At 60.3% G+C, this 15,875-nt stretch carries 16 protein-coding genes; 13 read left to right on the forward strand and 3 right to left on the reverse strand.

What is annotated here, in order from left to right:
* Window positions 1–19: 19 nt before the first annotated feature.
* Both ACYQ2T_RS09165 and topA read right to left on the reverse strand, forming a co-directional pair.
* Window positions 20–1,030 (reverse strand): IS30 family transposase, encoded by a 1,011-nt coding sequence (locus tag ACYQ2T_RS09165; RefSeq protein WP_459899053.1) that lies wholly within the window; start codon window positions 1,028–1,030, stop codon window positions 20–22.
* 714 nt (window positions 1,031–1,744) lie between these two features.
* Window positions 1,745–4,033, reverse strand: coding sequence for a type I DNA topoisomerase (gene topA / locus ACYQ2T_RS09170; RefSeq protein ID WP_459900103.1), 2,289 nt, complete (start codon window positions 4,031–4,033; stop codon window positions 1,745–1,747).
* A 193-nt stretch (window positions 4,034–4,226) separates the two neighbouring features.
* Between topA and era the strand changes: the two genes are divergently transcribed.
* The 10 genes from era to fliQ all read left to right on the forward strand — a co-directional run bounded on the left by era (window position 4,227) and on the right by fliQ (window position 11,066).
* Window positions 4,227–5,144 carry a GTPase Era gene (gene era / locus ACYQ2T_RS09175; protein WP_459900104.1) on the forward strand — a complete coding sequence of 306 codons (918 nt, stop codon included), beginning with the start codon at window positions 4,227–4,229 and terminating at the stop codon, window positions 5,142–5,144.
* A gap of 208 nt (window positions 5,145–5,352) precedes the next feature.
* Window positions 5,353–6,069: a YggS family pyridoxal phosphate-dependent enzyme gene (locus ACYQ2T_RS09180; protein WP_459900105.1), complete on the forward strand. Its 717-nt coding sequence runs from the start codon at window positions 5,353–5,355 to the stop codon at window positions 6,067–6,069.
* Window positions 6,070–6,084: 15 nt separating this feature from the next.
* On the forward strand, window positions 6,085–6,846 hold the full coding sequence (locus ACYQ2T_RS09185; RefSeq protein ID WP_459900106.1) for a motility protein A: 762 nt from the start codon (window positions 6,085–6,087) through the stop codon (window positions 6,844–6,846).
* 23 nt (window positions 6,847–6,869) lie between these two features.
* Window positions 6,870–7,694 (forward strand): OmpA/MotB family protein, encoded by an 825-nt coding sequence (locus ACYQ2T_RS09190; protein ID WP_459900107.1) that lies wholly within the window; start codon window positions 6,870–6,872, stop codon window positions 7,692–7,694.
* Between the two features lie 9 nt (window positions 7,695–7,703).
* The gene (locus tag ACYQ2T_RS09195; RefSeq protein WP_459900108.1) at window positions 7,704–8,438 is read left to right on the forward strand and encodes an OmpA/MotB family protein; all 735 of its coding nucleotides are present in this window, start codon (window positions 7,704–7,706) and stop codon (window positions 8,436–8,438) included.
* Between the two features lie 37 nt (window positions 8,439–8,475).
* A complete protein-coding gene (locus ACYQ2T_RS09200) occupies window positions 8,476–8,994 on the forward strand; it encodes a flagellar basal body-associated FliL family protein (protein WP_404844094.1) in 519 nt (172 codons plus the stop codon).
* A 49-nt stretch (window positions 8,995–9,043) separates the two neighbouring features.
* Window positions 9,044–9,598 (forward strand): flagellar motor switch protein FliN, encoded by a 555-nt coding sequence (gene fliN / locus ACYQ2T_RS09205; protein WP_459900109.1) that lies wholly within the window; start codon window positions 9,044–9,046, stop codon window positions 9,596–9,598.
* Between the two features lie 4 nt (window positions 9,599–9,602).
* Window positions 9,603–10,037, forward strand: a complete 435-nt coding sequence (fliO, locus tag ACYQ2T_RS09210) for a flagellar biosynthetic protein FliO (protein ID WP_459900110.1) — start codon at window positions 9,603–9,605, stop codon at window positions 10,035–10,037.
* The gene (gene fliP / locus ACYQ2T_RS09215) at window positions 9,976–10,779 is read left to right on the forward strand and encodes a flagellar type III secretion system pore protein FliP (protein WP_404844126.1); all 804 of its coding nucleotides are present in this window, start codon (window positions 9,976–9,978) and stop codon (window positions 10,777–10,779) included. The genes fliO and fliP overlap by 62 nt, the downstream gene beginning before the upstream one ends.
* 17 nt (window positions 10,780–10,796) lie before the next feature.
* On the forward strand, window positions 10,797–11,066 hold the full coding sequence (gene fliQ, locus ACYQ2T_RS09220) for a flagellar biosynthesis protein FliQ (RefSeq protein WP_404844091.1): 270 nt from the start codon (window positions 10,797–10,799) through the stop codon (window positions 11,064–11,066).
* 119 nt (window positions 11,067–11,185) lie between these two features.
* Here the strand turns inward: fliQ and ACYQ2T_RS09225 are convergent, their stop codons facing one another.
* A complete protein-coding gene (locus tag ACYQ2T_RS09225; RefSeq protein WP_459900111.1) occupies window positions 11,186–12,505 on the reverse strand; it encodes a histone deacetylase family protein in 1,320 nt (439 codons plus the stop codon).
* A gap of 74 nt (window positions 12,506–12,579) precedes the next feature.
* Here ACYQ2T_RS09225 and ACYQ2T_RS09230 point away from each other — a divergent pair, with 74 nt between their 5' ends.
* The 3 genes from ACYQ2T_RS09230 (at window position 12,580) to ACYQ2T_RS09240 (ending at window position 15,868) form a co-directional block, all read left to right on the forward strand.
* Window positions 12,580–13,347, forward strand: a complete 768-nt coding sequence (locus tag ACYQ2T_RS09230; RefSeq protein ID WP_459900112.1) for an acylneuraminate cytidylyltransferase family protein — start codon at window positions 12,580–12,582, stop codon at window positions 13,345–13,347.
* On the forward strand, window positions 13,344–14,096 hold the full coding sequence (locus ACYQ2T_RS09235) for a hypothetical protein (RefSeq protein ID WP_459900113.1): 753 nt from the start codon (window positions 13,344–13,346) through the stop codon (window positions 14,094–14,096). The genes ACYQ2T_RS09230 and ACYQ2T_RS09235 overlap by 4 nt, the downstream gene beginning before the upstream one ends.
* Before the next feature lie 98 nt (window positions 14,097–14,194).
* Complete coding sequence (locus ACYQ2T_RS09240) at window positions 14,195–15,868, forward strand: hydantoinase/oxoprolinase family protein (protein WP_459900114.1); 1,674 nt, start codon at window positions 14,195–14,197, stop codon at window positions 15,866–15,868.
* Window positions 15,869–15,875 lie beyond the last annotated feature (7 nt).

Here is a 15,875-nt window from a genome sequence, read left to right on the forward strand (position 1 = left end):
GAATGAGGTGAATTGCAATTCAAAACTGAACACAGCCCTCAAGCCCAAGCTGCTGCAGTTTTTCAATTGTCGAGCTATACCCAAACTTCTTGCGCGGCCTGTCTGCAAGCAGTCGGAGTTTATGTTTTAATTCAAATTCGCTTATTTTTCTGAAATCCATTTTGCGAGGGAAGAACTGCCGAAGTAATCCGTTTGTATTCTCATTCAGGCCACGTTCTTGTGGACACTGCGGGTGACAGAAATAGAATTTAGTCTCGTATTTCAACTGTAGGGCTTCATAGCCAAAGAACTCCGTACCTCTGTCAAGGGTCATAGTCCGTCTCAAGTCACCTGGAACATCCTTCATAAAACATTCCATAGCATGGGATACTGTAGCCTTTGACTTGTCCTTGCATCGATACGCTAAAGTAAGGCCGGTAAGACGTTCTACAAACGTGGCAATGAAACCTGTTCCTCTTTTTCCTGATATTAGGTCGCCTTCCCAGTCACCGAACCGAGCTCTTTCATCGACTACTGATGGACGCTGTTCAATGGAAGGCAAGGTGCGATTCACCTCTGCAGCGCTTCGGCTCTTGCCATGTCTAAAACTTCTTGTGCGTGCATGCTTCCGCCGAAGGTATTGCTTGTAGTGGACAAAATCTGTTCGAGGCGCACCCTTTGCTGGACAAATCTTATTGTAGATCGTTTTAAAGCTGATTCGCATTCGATGAGCAGTCGGGAAATCTTTTCTCAAACGGCCAACGATCTGTTCTGGAGACCAGCAGAAGCTGAGTTTTTCCTTAATATACGCATACAAAGCCGTATCTACAGGCTGGCGGTCTCTGTTGGCTCGAAGCCTACGTATCCGCGCTTTTTCCTGCGCCGACTTTGGAACATATCGCCCATCCTTCAAGCTGTTTCTCCGTACTTCCTGACTAATCGCTGAGGGGCTAAAGCCAAGAATATGGGCGATCTTTCGGATGCTCATGCCCTCAGAAAGTAATCGGGCTAGTATTTCGCGCTTCTCTAACGTAAGGTGTTTTTTGCCCATGCAGTTGCGCTCCCTTGTGGAGTTTTGGTCTGGTAACCAGCAGCTAGCATGGGCTTTTTTATTTGTTCAAGTCTGAGAAGGCGGCTTCCTGCCAAGTGTTCAGTTTTGGATTACAATCTGCCTGATTCCCTTAACAATCCCCAGGTTTTCGGGCCAGAAGCTGGCCCGAAAAAGGGTTGGGTGGGTTGAGCCTCAACGCACTCACCCCTCCCGCCCATATACTATATAATGGGCCACACACTCTTCACTCTCCCCTCTTCACTCAAACAGGGATCCTCACCGCCCATCCGGGGCACCAAAGCCCCCCAAAAAATCCTCTTCCATCCACAAGCCCGGGAGCCACTCAGGGGTGACGACAGTACCCGCCAAAGGAAGCCGGTCTGTGCGCAAAGGGGATATCTAAGGGCCCGCGGCCCTTAGACCGCCGGAGGCATCTCTTCCCTCTGCCTCCACGGCTCCACGCCAACACCAACCCAGACCAACTCCGCCCAACACACGCCGCCACAATACCCCATAATTCAACTGGCAGACAACGGTTTTCACGCCTTTAACCGCCACTGCACCACATTTATCGCCAAGGCCTTGGCTTCCCTTGCCATCTTCCACGCTCATCCCACTGGGCAAAAGAAAAGGCCCTCTCGCGAGGGCCTCTCCGTGTCGTCTCTTTACGCCCCACGTCATCTTAATACGTGCGGGGCCCGCGCATGCGGGGTGCTAGGCGTCGGCTTCCTCTTCGAGGGAGCGGGTGTACTTGCACTTCTTGTTGGGGCAGGCGAGGTGCTCGCCTTTGGCCTTGGTGGTCTTCTTCTCAAGCACGGGGAACCCGCAGTCGGGGCAGGTCTCTGCCACGGGCTTGTTCCACTGGGCGTACTCGCAGTCGGGGTAGCGGCTGCAGGAGAAGAAGAGCTTGCCGCGGCGCGAGGACTTCTCGACGAGGTCGCCTTCGCCGCACTTGGGGCACTTGATGCCTGTGGTGAACGGCTCGGTGTACGTGCAGTCGGGATAGTTGTCGCAGGCGATGAAGCGGCTGCCGGTGCGGGCGCGCTTGAGAACGAGCTCGCCGCTGCACTCGGGGCACTTGCGGCCAATCTTTTCCACTTCGGCCTTGGTCTTCTCGATGATTTCGATTTCGCCCTTGTCGTTTCGCGTGAAGTTCTTGGTATTGGTACACGCGGGATAGCCGGAGCAGGCGAGGAAGGTCCCGGCCTTGCCGAACTTGATGACGAGGGGCTTGCCGCACTCTTCGCACATGATCTCGGTCTGCAGACCGGTCTTCACGCGGGCCATGTTCTCTTTGGCCTGATCGAGGGTGGGGTAGAAGTCGGTGGTGAAGTCCTTGAGGAGCGCCACCCAATCCTGACCTCCGGTGGCAACCTTGTCGAGGCTCTCCTCCATGTTGGCGGTGAAGCTAACGTCGAGAAGCGTCTCGAAGTGCTCGGTGAGCTGGTCGCTGACCACGGTGCCGAGGTCGGTGGGGATAAACCGCTTCTCGGTAAGCTGCACATACTCGCGGGCGAGAATGGTGGAGATGATGGCGGCGTAGGTCGAGGGACGCCCGATGCCTTTCTCCTCCAGCTCCTTCACGAGCGATGCTTCGCTGTAGCGGGGCGGCGGCTGGGTGAACTTCTGTTCCTTCTGGAAGTCCTCAAGGGTGAGGTCCTGTCCTTCGGCGAGCTTGGGCAGCTCGTTGACGTCTGCCTTGTGGGCCGAGATGGACTGGAATTCGACGAGCTTGGTTCCCTGATAGGCCATCATGTAGCCAGGGAAGAGCAAACGCTCTCCCTTGGAGCGCCACTGCGTCTCACCGGCTTTGGTGATGACGGTGGTGTCCCAGAATTTGGCGGCGGCCATCTGCGATGCGACAAAGCGCTCCCAAATGAGCTTGTAGAGGCGGAACTGATCCGAGGGGAGCAGGGCCTTGACGTCATCGGGGGTGATGTTCACATCAACGGGACGGATGGCTTCATGCGCATCCTGCGCGGAGGACTTGGTCTTGAAGGCGCGGGCTTTTGGCGGATAAAAATCCTTGCCGTAGCGATCGGTGATGAAGTCCTTTGCGGCGTCGCGGGCATCGGCGGCGATGCGCACGGAGTCGGTACGCATATAGGTAATGAGCGCGGTGGTGCCGCGTTCGCCAAGGTCCACACCTTCATAGAGGCGCTGCGCGGTGCTCATGGTGCGCTTGGCGGAAAAGCCCATGCGGCGGTTGGCTTCCTGCTGCAGGGTGGAGGTGATGAACGGCGGCGCGGGCTGGCGGCGGCGTTCCTTCTCGGTGACGGACTCCACCACGAAGGAGCCTTCGCGCACGGCTTTTTCCAGCGCGAGGGCCTGATCCTCGGAGCCGACCTTGGCGGTCTTGCCCTTAATTTTCCAGAGGTCCGCGTCAAAGGGCGGCGGATTTTCGCCGGCCAGACGCACCTTGAGCACCCAGTATTCCTCGGGCTCGAAGGCGCGGCGTTCTTTTTCGCGCTCCACGATAAGGCGCAGGGCGACGGATTGCACGCGCCCGGCGGAGATGCCACGCTTGACCTTCTTCCACAGAAGAGGCGAGACCTTGTAGCCCACCAGCCTATCGAGGACGCGGCGCGCCTGCTGGGAGTTGAACAGGTTCTCGTCGAGATCGCGCGGGTGTTCAAGCGCTTCCTTGACGGCACGGGACGTGATTTCGTTGAACTGGATGCGCCGGATGGTGGCGTCCTTGTTCTGCTCGTGAATGAGGTTGGCCACGTGCCATGCAATGGCTTCACCCTCCCGGTCCGGGTCAGGTGCAAGGTAGACGACTTCGGCTTTTTCCGCCGCCTTCGTCAGCTTGTTTACCACCTTTTCCTTACCGGGGATGACACGGTATTCTGGCTCGAAGGTATCTTCGTCCACCCCGAGCTTCTTGTTTGGAAGATCGCGCACGTGGCCAACACTGGCCTCGACGGCGTACTTCCGGCCAAGAAACTTCTTGATGGTCTTCACCTTTGCCGGGGACTCGACGATGATTAAGTTCTTACTCATAACAAGTGGGTTCCGTAGCCGAAGGGTTGACGCAAGGCAACCCTTGCATTTCGGATTGAATTGATGGACGTTTCCGGTGCCGGAACATAACTGATTACGGTATACTATCTTTTGCCCGAGTCAATATCGGACAGAAAAAAACACCCTTAACAGGGCGAAAGCATACATCATCTATCAAGGAGAATAACTCCGCATGACGCATCGATTTGGAACTGTGGTCCTGCTGGGACCGCCGAATGCAGGCAAGTCCACGCTGCTGAACAACCTGCTCGGCCAAAAAGTGGCCATTGTCACGCCCAAGCCGCAGACCACGCGCAACCAGATAACCGGCATCCTCAGCGATGAGGATTCGCAAATCATCTTTTTGGACACGCCCGGCGTCCACCGCCTGCGTGGCAAGATGAACCGGTTCCTCTTGCAGGCGGCGTGGAACGGCGCTGGCGCGGCGGATGTCATGGTCGTTTTGGCGGACGCGGACCTCTACGCGAGAAAGCCGCACCTGCTGCAAAAGGAAATGGATCCGCTGGTGGAACGCGTGGCCGCGACATCGCAGCCCGTGTACCTGGCGCTCAACAAAATTGACCTCGTAAAGGAAAAGAGCGATCTGCTGCCGCTGATGGAGTATTTTACCTCCGTTTGGCCAAACGCAGAGATTATGCCCATTAGCGCGGCCAAGGGTGAAGGGGTAGACCGCCTGCTTGCGTCCGTCAAGGAGCACCTGCCGGAATGCCCGCCCATGTTCCCCGAGGATCAAATCTCTACCGTGCCGCTGCGGTTTATGGCTTCGGAAGTCATCCGCGAGAAGCTGTTTATGGGCCTGCGCCATGAACTGCCTTATACCACGGCGGTGGAGATTGAACAGTGGGAAGAGACGGACAAGCTGCTGACGATGTCGGCCATCATCTATGTTGCGCGGGCAAACCACAAGGCCATGGTCATTGGCAAAGGCGGCCAGAATCTCAAGGATATCGGCAAAAAGTCGCGCATTGAGATTAAGGAGCTGGTCGGCAAGAAGGTCCACATTGAGTTGTGGGTCAAGGTCCGCTCCGGTTGGACCGAGGACGAACCCTTCCTGCGTGCCATCGGCCTGACGGGCGGGCTGGAGGAATAACCAGCGCGCCAGAATGAGCGGAAAGCGGCGGAGCCGGGGACGGGTTCGCCGCTTTTATGTGCCACGCCCAGCCTGCGGCGTGAAACCCGGCCTGCGGCAAGGGGCGCGCTGCCCCATGCCCGCCGCCGATGTTTTGACGCCACCACCCCGAAACAGTTATATTTTTCCGCCTTTCACGGGCAAAATCCATGCATGAGGAAAAGTTTTCATGATTTCTGAACACGAAGCCCGCGCCATCGGCGAACGTTTGGCCGGTACGCGTGACGCCATTGCGGACGCAGCGCGCAGGGCAGGGCGCGCTGCTGAGGACGTCTCGCTGGTTGCCATTTCCAAGTTTCACCCCGCCGGTGCTGTGCGCGCCGCATACGACGCGGGCCAGCGCCAGTTCGGCGAAAACTACATTCAGGAAGCCCTCGCCAAGCAGGACGAACTGACGGATTTGGACATCTCGTGGCACTTTACGGGCAAACTGCAAAGCAACAAGGCCAAGTTTGTCCCTTGCCGATTCGACCTCATCCACACGCTGGAGTCCCCTAAGCTGGCCCAAGCCTTGCATAAACGCCTGTGTACCGCTGCCGCGCCACGACAGCGCGTGCTCCTTGAGGTGAACCTTGCCGGAGAGGAGCAAAAGGCGGGAGTGATGCCGGAGGCGCTTCCGGCGCTGGCCGAAGCCGTGCTAGGCTATGACAGTCTGGAGCTTGCCGGGCTGATGCTGCTGCCGCCCTTCGACCTCACCCCCGAGCAGCGACGGCCGCTGTTCGCGGAGCTGCGGCGCCAGCGCGACGCGCTTGAAACCCGGCTGAACATGACGCTCCCGGTCCTTTCCATGGGCATGACGGATGATTTTCCGCAGGCCATTATGGAGGGGGCAACCATCGTGCGTGTGGGAACGCGCATTTTCGGGCCACGACCAACCAAACAGTAGGAGCTGGCGAACGCCATGGATCTTGCGACGCTCATAGGCATTGTCCTCGCTTTCGGCCTGGTGGCCGCTGCCATCGTCACCGGGGGCAGCCCCCTGATATTCATTTCCATTCCGTCCATGCTCATTGTGATGGGCGGAACCCTCGGCGCGACCATGGTGAACTACCCCCTGGCCAATGTGCTGGGGGTGATGGGCATCATCAAAAAGACGTTCTTCTCCAGCTTGGAAAGCCCGGCGGAAATCATTGAAAAGTTCATGGACTACGCCAACCGCGCCCGCCGCGAGGGCATCCTCTCGCTGGAGCCGCTGATCAAGGAAATCGACGACGAATTCCTCAAGAAGGGCTTGCAGTTGACCGTTGACGGTCTGGAGCCGCAGACCATTCAGGAAATTCTGGAGACGGAAATTTCCTACATTGAGGAGCGCCACAGCAAGGGTGCGGACATCTGCTCCACCCTTGGGGCGTTTGCCCCGGCCATGGGTATGATTGGTACGGTTATCGGCCTTGTGCAGATGCTGCAGACCATGAGCGACCCCAGCACCATTGGCCCGGCCATGGCCGTGGCCCTGCTGACCACCTTTTACGGTGCGGTGCTGGCGAACCTTGTGTTCAACCCCATGGCGGGCAAGCTGAGAACGCGCAGCAAGGAAGAGGTCCTGCTCAAGGAAATGGTCATGAACGGCATTCTGTCCATCTCCAAGGGCGAGAACCCCCGCATCATTGAAGAAAAACTCAACAGCTTCCTGCCGCCCAAAGACCGCCGGCAGACCGACTAGCTCCCGGCACGGGACACAACAGCATGGCAAGAAAGGAACGAGAGGAAAAACAGGAAGGCGTCCCGGCATGGCTCGTCACGTTCTCGGACATGATGACCCTGATGCTGACGTTCTTCGTGCTGCTCGTGAGCATGAGCGTGATGGACGAACGCCGCAAACTGGTGGTCCTTGGGTCCATCGTGGGCACGTTTGGCCTTGGGCGCGACAGCTACGAGGTTCTCTCCCAGCAGGATAAAAAGCGCAGCGTGGAGCCCGGCCCCATAGAGGTGGAGGACACCAACGACCTGGAGCCGCTCAAGGAACTCATCTGGGACGACGCCAACGAGGACCTGGATTTCAAATCCAACGAATTCGTGCAGGTCTTTTCCATTGCGGACGATGTGCTCTTTGAAAGCGGCAGCAGCCGCCTGAAGCCGGGCGGCAAACGGCTGCTGGAAATGGCGCTGCCGGTGTTCTTTTCCGTACGCACGCCCATTTTGCTGGCGGGGCACACCTCGTCCCTGCGTGACGAAGAGGGCACGGCCTACCGCGTGGAAGACCGCGACAAGCCCATGGACAGCTCGTGGCGGCTCTCCTTTAGCCGCGTCATGAGCCTGTATCTGTTTCTGCTGAACTCGGGGATGGACCCGGACTTGATGCGCGTTGAGGCCTTTGGCCGCTTCCACCCCCGGTATTCTGAGCTCACGCCCAAGGGGCGGCGCAAAAACCGGCGGGTGGACATCATCCTCGACAAGCGCAACGCCCGCTGGCAGGACAAGTTCTTCTACCAGAGCAAGGACACCACGCCCGAGGAATTCAAGTACAAAGACTTCATCTTCCGGTTTGAACGCCGGGGCAGGACAGAGTAGGGAACCGCCATGGCACGCAAGAAGAAAAAACAAAGCGGCGGGCTGACAGGCGACGAATGGCTCATCACCTTCGGCGATCTGGTGACCCTGCTTTTGACATTTTTCGTGCTCCTGCTCAGTATGTCCTCAATGGACAGGAGCATCCTCACGCGCATCACACTGTTCACGGACGATATTGGCTTTTTGACGTACCGCAGCGCCGGGCAGATCCCCCAGCGCATCAAGTTCATCATCGACGCCATTGAAAAGCCGTGGGAAGTGCTGGATAAACAGCAGCGCATCAAGGATTTGCTGTTCCCCGAAGACGTCCTGCCGCCGGAGATCAACAAGAGCACGCTGGACGAAAACCTCCAGATACTGCAGCGCCCCGAGGGCGTGGCCCTCGTTTTGACGGACAAGGTGCTGTTTCCCCTTGGTGGTTCGGAGCTCAGCCAGCCGGCCAAGGTTGTGCTGGCGTCCGTGGCCGAGGTGCTGGCCTACATGACCGCGCCAATCAACATCTCCGGCTACACGGACAACGTGGGCGGCAACGCCGCGGGCAACTACCGCCTTTCTGGCGAGCGCGCGCTGTCCGTGCTGGACTTTTTCCTGTCGCGCGGGATTCCGGACCAACGGTTTTCCGTGTCCGGCTATGGTCCCAACTGGCCCATCGCCCCCAACACCACCCGCGAAGGGCAGGGGCAAAACCGCCGGGTTGAGATTCTGCTGAAGACCACCCCGTGGCTTGGCGCCTACACGCAATAGACTTTAACCTTCCGTCCGATAAAAAAGGAGCGACACCGTGGCTGACGAACAAATGGAAGCCCCAAAAGAAGAAAAGAAAAAAAGTGGGAAACTCAAGTGGATCATTCTGCTGGTCCTGCTGCTGGCCATTGGTGCCGGCGCCTTCTTTGCTTGGCCCATTGTGCAGGAAAAGCTGCTGGGCGGCGGTGACGCCCCCGCCAATGCCACAACCCAGACGCAGGAACCCGGCGCGCAGCCCATGGCTCCCGCCGGCGAGACGGAAATGGTCACCCTGCCGACCTTTGTGGTCAATCTGGCGGACCCGCTGGGCCGCAGGTACCTGAAGCTGACCCTCTCCGTGGAGGTTGCCAGCAAGGAAGCCGCGGAAACGCTCAATCAATCCGAGGCGAAAGTCCGCGACGCCGTGATTTTGCTGCTGTCCAGCAAGACCTTTGCGGACCTGTCCTCCATCGACGCCAAGCTGGAGCTCAAGGACCAGATTGTGAAGCGCCTGAACCAGATTATGGGCGGGTCGTCCATTCTGCGTGTGTACTTCACGGAGATGGTGGTCCAATAACTGCATTGGACCTGACAGGATTAAAATCAGACCCGATACGAGGATAGGCATGGAAAAGGAACTGGATCAGGATCAATTGGCCGCGGAATGGGCCGCCGCACTCTCGGACGAAGACGAGGGGCAGGACGCCCAGAACGGCGCTGCAGAAGCCCCCGCAGCTGACGCTGGCGGTGATGGCGACGACGACGCTTTGGCCGCAGAGTGGGCCGCCGCTCTTGCCGAGGACGAAGCCTCGGACATGCAGGCCGAGCAGGAAAAACAAGCGGGCTTTGCCGCTCAAAGCTCTGACGCCGCGTTCAAGGATTTGACGGACGACGCCAAGGCTCCGCGCCCGGATGCCACCAAGCGCGACCTTGATTTCATTCTGGATATTCCCCTTGATGTCTCGGCAGAGCTTGGCCGCACCAAGCTGCTCATCAACGAGCTGCTGCAGCTGGGTCAGGGTTCGGTCATTGAGCTGAACAAACTGGCTGGCGAACCGCTTGAAATCTACGTCAACGGCAAGCTCGTCGCCCGCGGCGAGGCGGTTGTCATTAACGAAAAGTTCGGCGTACGGCTGACGGACATCATCAGCCCCATCGAACGCGTGAAGCAGCTTGGGTAGCCGCATGCACGCCCTTTTGCGCCGCGCGCGTACCTGCGCCGCCACCGTTGCCCTGATGTGGCTGCCGTCCACACTTCTCGCCGCCGAGGAGGCCGCACCGGTTATGGCTCCCCAGCCAGCACTGGGTGCCGCCTCCCTCAAGGTGGTGGGGGTGCTGTGCTTGCTGCTGGCCGTCCTTTTCGGGGGCTTTTGGCTGCTGCGGCGCTTTGGCCCCCGCGCGGGCCTTGGCATGCTGGGGCGCAGCGACCTGAAACTGGAAGGGCAACTTGCCCTTGGCCCCAAAAAGAGCGTCATGGTGGTCCGTTTCTTGAATAAGCATTTGGTGCTTGGAGTCACCGACTCCACCATCAACCTGCTAACAGAAATGGACGCTGATGATGACGAGACCAACACCAATTTTTCCAAAGCGCTTCAAACGGCCAGCCGCAGCGACCGCTAGCATTGCGGCGCTTGCGCTGGCCGCGCTTGTCCTCCTTCCGGCGCTGGCCTGCGCCGAACCGAACATCCCCTCGCTGACCCTCAACCTCGCCGCCGGCCAGGCGGAGCCGGAGAAGGTCTCCGTCCTTTTGGAGATTCTCTTCCTGCTCACCATTTTGTCGCTGGCTCCGGCCATCGTCATCACGATGACGTCGTTTACGCGCATCATCATCGTGTTCTCCTTTTTGCGGCAGGCCATGGGCACGCAGCAGATGCCCCCCAATCAGGTTCTGGCCAGCCTTGCCATCTTTATGACCTTCGTCATCATGCTGCCCGTTGGCACCAAGGTGAACGACACCGCCCTGCAGCCCTACCTCAATGAGGAAATCGGCTTTCAGGAAGCCTTAGGCCGCGCGGAAATCCCCATGCGCGAGTTCCTGTTCCGCCACACGCGCGAGAAGGACCTCTCCGTCTTCTACTCCGTGACGGGTATGAACCAGCCCCAGACCAAGGTGGATGTGCCCATGCCCATGCTCATTGCCGCCTTTGTCATCAGTGAGCTGAAAACGGGCTTCACCATTGGCTTTCTCATCTACATTCCGTTCCTCATACTGGATATGGTTGTGGCGTCCATCCTGCTGGCCATGGGTATGATGATGCTGCCACCAGTCATGATATCACTCCCGTTCAAGCTGCTCTTGTTCGTGATGGTGGATGGCTGGAATCTGTTAACGGCGTCGCTGGTCAACAGCTTCTTTTATTGACGGGAGGAAACCGCATTATGACCCCGGAATTCGTTATCGGCTTTGCGCGTCAGGCCATTGAAATGACGCTGATGATTTCCCTGCCCATGCTGGGCATCGGCCTTGGCGTCGGCCTGTTCATCAGTGTGTTGCAGGCCGCCACGCAGATTCAGGAGATGACCCTGACCTTCATACCGAAGATTATCGCCATCTTTCTGGCGCTGCTTGTGGCGTTCCCATGGATTCTTGACAAAATGATCACCTACACCACCAACCTGTTCCTGAACATTCCGCAGTATATCCGCTGACGGCAGGGCAGAACATCATCGGCGTCCGCCGCGCGTCTCGTCCACGCGAAAAACGGGCCCGGAAGACATTATGTCTTCCGGGCCCGTTTTTTCATGTTCGTCGTAAGAAGGGGAAGGAGCTAGAACCCAAACTGGCGGCAGTAGCCATCCTTTCGGTTAATGAGCTGCATATAGCGGTAGCTGCCCTTCACCTGCGCCTCTTCCCACAGCCGAAGGCCCGTGTTCCGGCACCGCTCGCAGGCAGTGATGGGAATCTGGATGCCGACGGACAGCGGATTGACCGAGGACCACGTTTCTATCTTCAACACGCCCGGGCATTCGTCGCACACCTGCACGGACTCCACCTGCGATTCGCTGATGCCGTCGGTATCGTAGAAGATATCCTTGTGGCGCACAAAGAAGCCGTCCACCATCTCGCCCTTGAGGGCGCTTTTTGGCGGAGCAAAATACAGCTGCCGCATCTGGTCGGACATCTCCTTGATGTAGTCCGTCACCTTTTGCGGCTGCCGCAGGCGCTCGGCGTCAAAGTCGGGCTCGCGCACACCGGAGTAGTCCACCCCAGCCATGGCGAGGCAGATGCCAAGATTCACGTAGGGCAGGGCGCCCTGAATGGAGTAGCCGCCCTCCAGCACCGCGATGTCCGGGTTCAGCCGCTCGTTGAGCATAGCGTAGCCGCGGGCGGAGAAGTTCATATTGGTGATGGGGTCGGAGAAGTGATTATCCTGCCCGGCGGAATTGATAATAATGTCGGGCTTAAAGTCATCAAGGATGGGCTGCACCACATTGTCGATGACATGCAGGAACCCTTCGTCACTGGTGAAAGGGGGCAGGGGGATATTGATGGTCCGCCCGAGGGCGTTGGGACCGCCAAGATCCATGGGGAACCCCGTGCCCGGATACAGGGTGCGCCCGTCCTGATGCAGGGAGATGAACAGCGTATCCGGATCGTGCCAGTACACGTCCTGCGTGCCGTCGCCGTGGTGGCAGTCGGTGTCCACGATGGCGACGCGCTTGTGCCCGTAGGTGACGCGGATATACTCAATCATCACGGCTTCGATGTTGATATTGCAAAAGCCGCGGTTGCCGTGGACCACCTTCATGGCGTGGTGCCCCGGCGGGCGAACAAGGGCAAAGGCTTTGTCCTCCTTGCCCTCCATAACGAGGCGCGCGGCCTTGATGGCGCCGCCGGCGGAGACAAGATGGCTCTTGGTGGCCACGGTAGCGACATCGGGCATGCAAAAGTGCACACGCTCCACGTCCTCATTGGTGGCAACGTCGGGCTTGTGTTCGGTAATGCCCTCTATGTCGAAAAGCCCTTCCTCGCGCAGCTGATCCTGCGTGTAGAGCAGGCGCTCCTCCCGTTCGGGGTGGGTGGCGCTGATGGCCCAGTCAAAGGCCGGGAAAAAGATAAGGCCGAGTGAATGTTGTGCTTCAAGCATGGTGCGGATTCTCCAATGACCGCGCGGGACTGTTCGTTGTACGCATCCCGTGATGAGACGACGCAAAGGGGGAAATGTCAACCACCTCCACCCAAAAGACACTCATACGCTCCGCATGCGGCGTGGACGGCAGGCCGCACCCGGTCTATACTGCCGAAATGACGGCGCAACACTCCCACCCGGACCCGGACACGGCGCGGGCCGTGGCCATCATTCCCGCGCGCGGCGGCTCAAAGAGCCTGCCGCGGAAGAATATCCGCACTCTCGGCGGCGTTCCGCTCATTGCGTGGTCCATCATGGCCGCGCGCCGCGCCCGCCGCATCCAGCGCGTTATTGTCTCCACCGACGACGACGCCATTGCCGCCGTGGCCCGCGAGTGGGGGGCGGAAACACCCTTTATGCGGCCTGCGGAACTTTCTGGGGATACGGCGCGCCTTGGCCCGGTCACCCGGCACGCCGTGGACGCCCTCGCCCGTGAGGGCGACCGCTTTGACGTCGCCGCGACACTCTATCCCACCCATCCCTTCCGCCCGGACGGCCTTGTGGACCACCTTGTGGAGCGCAACCTTGCGGGCTACGCCGTGGTTGTCCCTGTGACGCGCATTCCGGCGCGGCAGGGGACTTACCTCTGCGGCAACGCCTTTCTGCCCGGAGAGGAAGCCCCGGTCTTCCGCCAGTACGGCCTGTACGACGGCACCTGCCTCAGCTTTACCGGCTCTGGCGTCTGGTATGAGGAAATGACCGACCCCGTGCACCTTGTGGACATCGACACCAAAGACGACCTCGCCCTTGCCGAAGCCGCGCTGGATGCCGGACTCTTCCGCTGGCCGGAGGACGCATGAACGCCCTGCTGCCCATCTTTCTCACCCCCGGAGAACCCATTGCCTTGCCAGAGCGCCTGAAGGCGCACATCAGCGCGGCGCTGGACCTGCTGGCCTGCCTGCCCCTCGTGGACGGCATCCTTGCCGCCACGGACAGCCCACAAATCAAAGCGCTCCTCACCGCGCGCGGTGTACAGGTGCTCACCTGCGCCCCCGGCCCGGACGCGCCGCCATTTTTGCCCTCCGGCACTGCAGAGGCCATGGCCCGTCCGGCAGAAGCGCCGTGGATTGTTCTCGACATCCGCAACCGCAGCGTCAGCGAGGCCCTTGTACGCAGCGCCCTTGAACGCATGCGGCGCGAAGGGGCGGACGTTGCCGTCAGCGCGGTGCGCCCGGACGACCATCCCTGTCAGGGCTGGACCCTGCACGGTGAGGCTCCCCACACCGCCCCGCGCGAGGCCTCGCCTTGGGGCAGCGGCCACGGCGGCGCAGAGCGCGCGCGATTTACCCCTCCGGGCGCGCCATGGGAGCAGGGTCCCGGCGGCGATCTACGGAGCACCACAACGGGGCGGACCATTTCCGGACGCCAGCAGTTCCCGCCCGTGTTCCGCGCCGAGGGGAGCTTTGCCATCATCGCCACCGGATGCTGGCCCAGCGTCTGGCACGCACAGCCGCGCCTTGCCGTGGCCGCCGTGGAGCTGCCAGCGCAGGCCATAGCCGTCCACACGCCGCTGGACGCCGTGCGCGAAGGCCTTGTCCGCGCAGGCTGAGCGCCCCATTCGGCCCTTTCCAGCGCCCCCGCATTGCTGATACGGTAACGCAATTTCTTTCGACATCCTCACAGGACAAATCTTCGGAGAATACAGCCATGTTGCTTGGAATTGACGTGGGCGGCACCCACACAGACGCCGTTGTCATCGATGGCCAAACCCTCATGGGGTGGGCCAAGATTCCCACGGACCACGACAACCTGCTCCAATCCATCCGCCGCGCCATGAAGGCCGTACTGGCGGACATCCCCCCGCAGGACATCAGCCGGGTGAACCTCTCCACCACGCTGTCCACCAACGCCATCGTCGAGGGGAAAACCGAGGACGTTGGCGTCATCCTGTCCGCCGGGCCGGGCATAGACCCGGAGCACCACCGCACCGGCGCGCAATATCATGTGATTCCCGGCTCCATCGACCACCGGGGCACCGAAATCTCCGCCCTTGAGACGGACGCCCTTGAGCGCGCCGTCAGCGCCTGCGCCGATGCGGGCGTGCGCGCCTACGCCGTGGTGGGCAAGTTCTCCACCCGCAACCCCACGCACGAGCGCGCCATGCGCCGCGCCGTGGAGGACTCCGGCGCCGCGGACTGCATCACCATGGGGCACAGCCTGTCCGGCATTTTGAACTTTCCCCGCCGCATCGCCACCGCCTACTTCAACAGCGCCGTGTGGCGCGTGTACAACGACTTTGCGTGGGCCGTGGAGGAGAGCGCGCGGGAATTCGGCATCACCGCGGATATCAATATCCTTAAGGCCGACGGCGGCACCATGCCCCTTGCGGCCTCGCGCACCACGCCTGTGGAGTCCATCCTGTCCGGCCCCGCCGCCAGCGTCATGGGCATTGTGGCCCTGTGCGACATTGACGAAGACGCCGTCATCCTCGACATCGGCGGCACCACCACGGACATCGCCGTCTTTGCCGACGGCTCGCCCATTATCGAGAGCGAAGGCATGACCGTGGGCTCCTATCCCACGCTGGTGCAGGCCCTTCGGGTGTCGTCCATCGGCATTGGGGGCGACTCCGCCATCCATGTCAGCGCCCACGGCGTCACCGTCGGCCCGGACCGGCAAGGCCCATCGCTGGCCGTTCAGCCACAGGGCGCGGGAGGCCCGGCCCTGACCGATGCCTTAAACGTCCTTGGCCTGAGCAGTTTTGGGGACATTGACGCCTCGCGCCGGGGCATCGAGAAGCTGGCCCGCCTGTGGGACATGCAGCCGCAAAAGCTGGCCCAACAGGCTGTGGACTTTGCCACGCACCGCATCTGCAGCGCTGTGAACGAAATGGTCACCGCCATCAACGAAAAGCCCGTGTACACCATCTATGAACTGCTGCGGGGCAAGCGTATTTCGCCCAAGCACTACTTCGCCATGGGCGGCCCGGCCGAGGCCATGCAGGGCGTCCTGACCGAACGCCTTGGGGCCGCCGTGGGCCTGCCGGAGCACGCTCCCGTGGCCAACGCCATCGGGGCGGCCCTCACGCGGACCACGCTGGATATTGAACTGTTTGCCGACACGCAAAAGGGCAAAATGTTCATCCCCAACTTGGACATCGCCAAGTCCATCCCCCGGAACTACACGCTGGATGAAGCCAAGGCCGACGCCCTCGCCGCACTCACGGGCTACTTGGAAGAGCAGGGCGTTGCCACGAACGCAGCGCCGGACATCACCGAGGCCGAAGCCTTCAATATGGTGGACGGCGTGGTGACCACAGGCCGCAACATCCGCGTCAAATGCCAACTGCGCCCGGGCATCGATGGCCCAAGGCCGCACTAGAGAAGAC

Source organism: Desulfobaculum senezii (assembly GCF_054657395.1).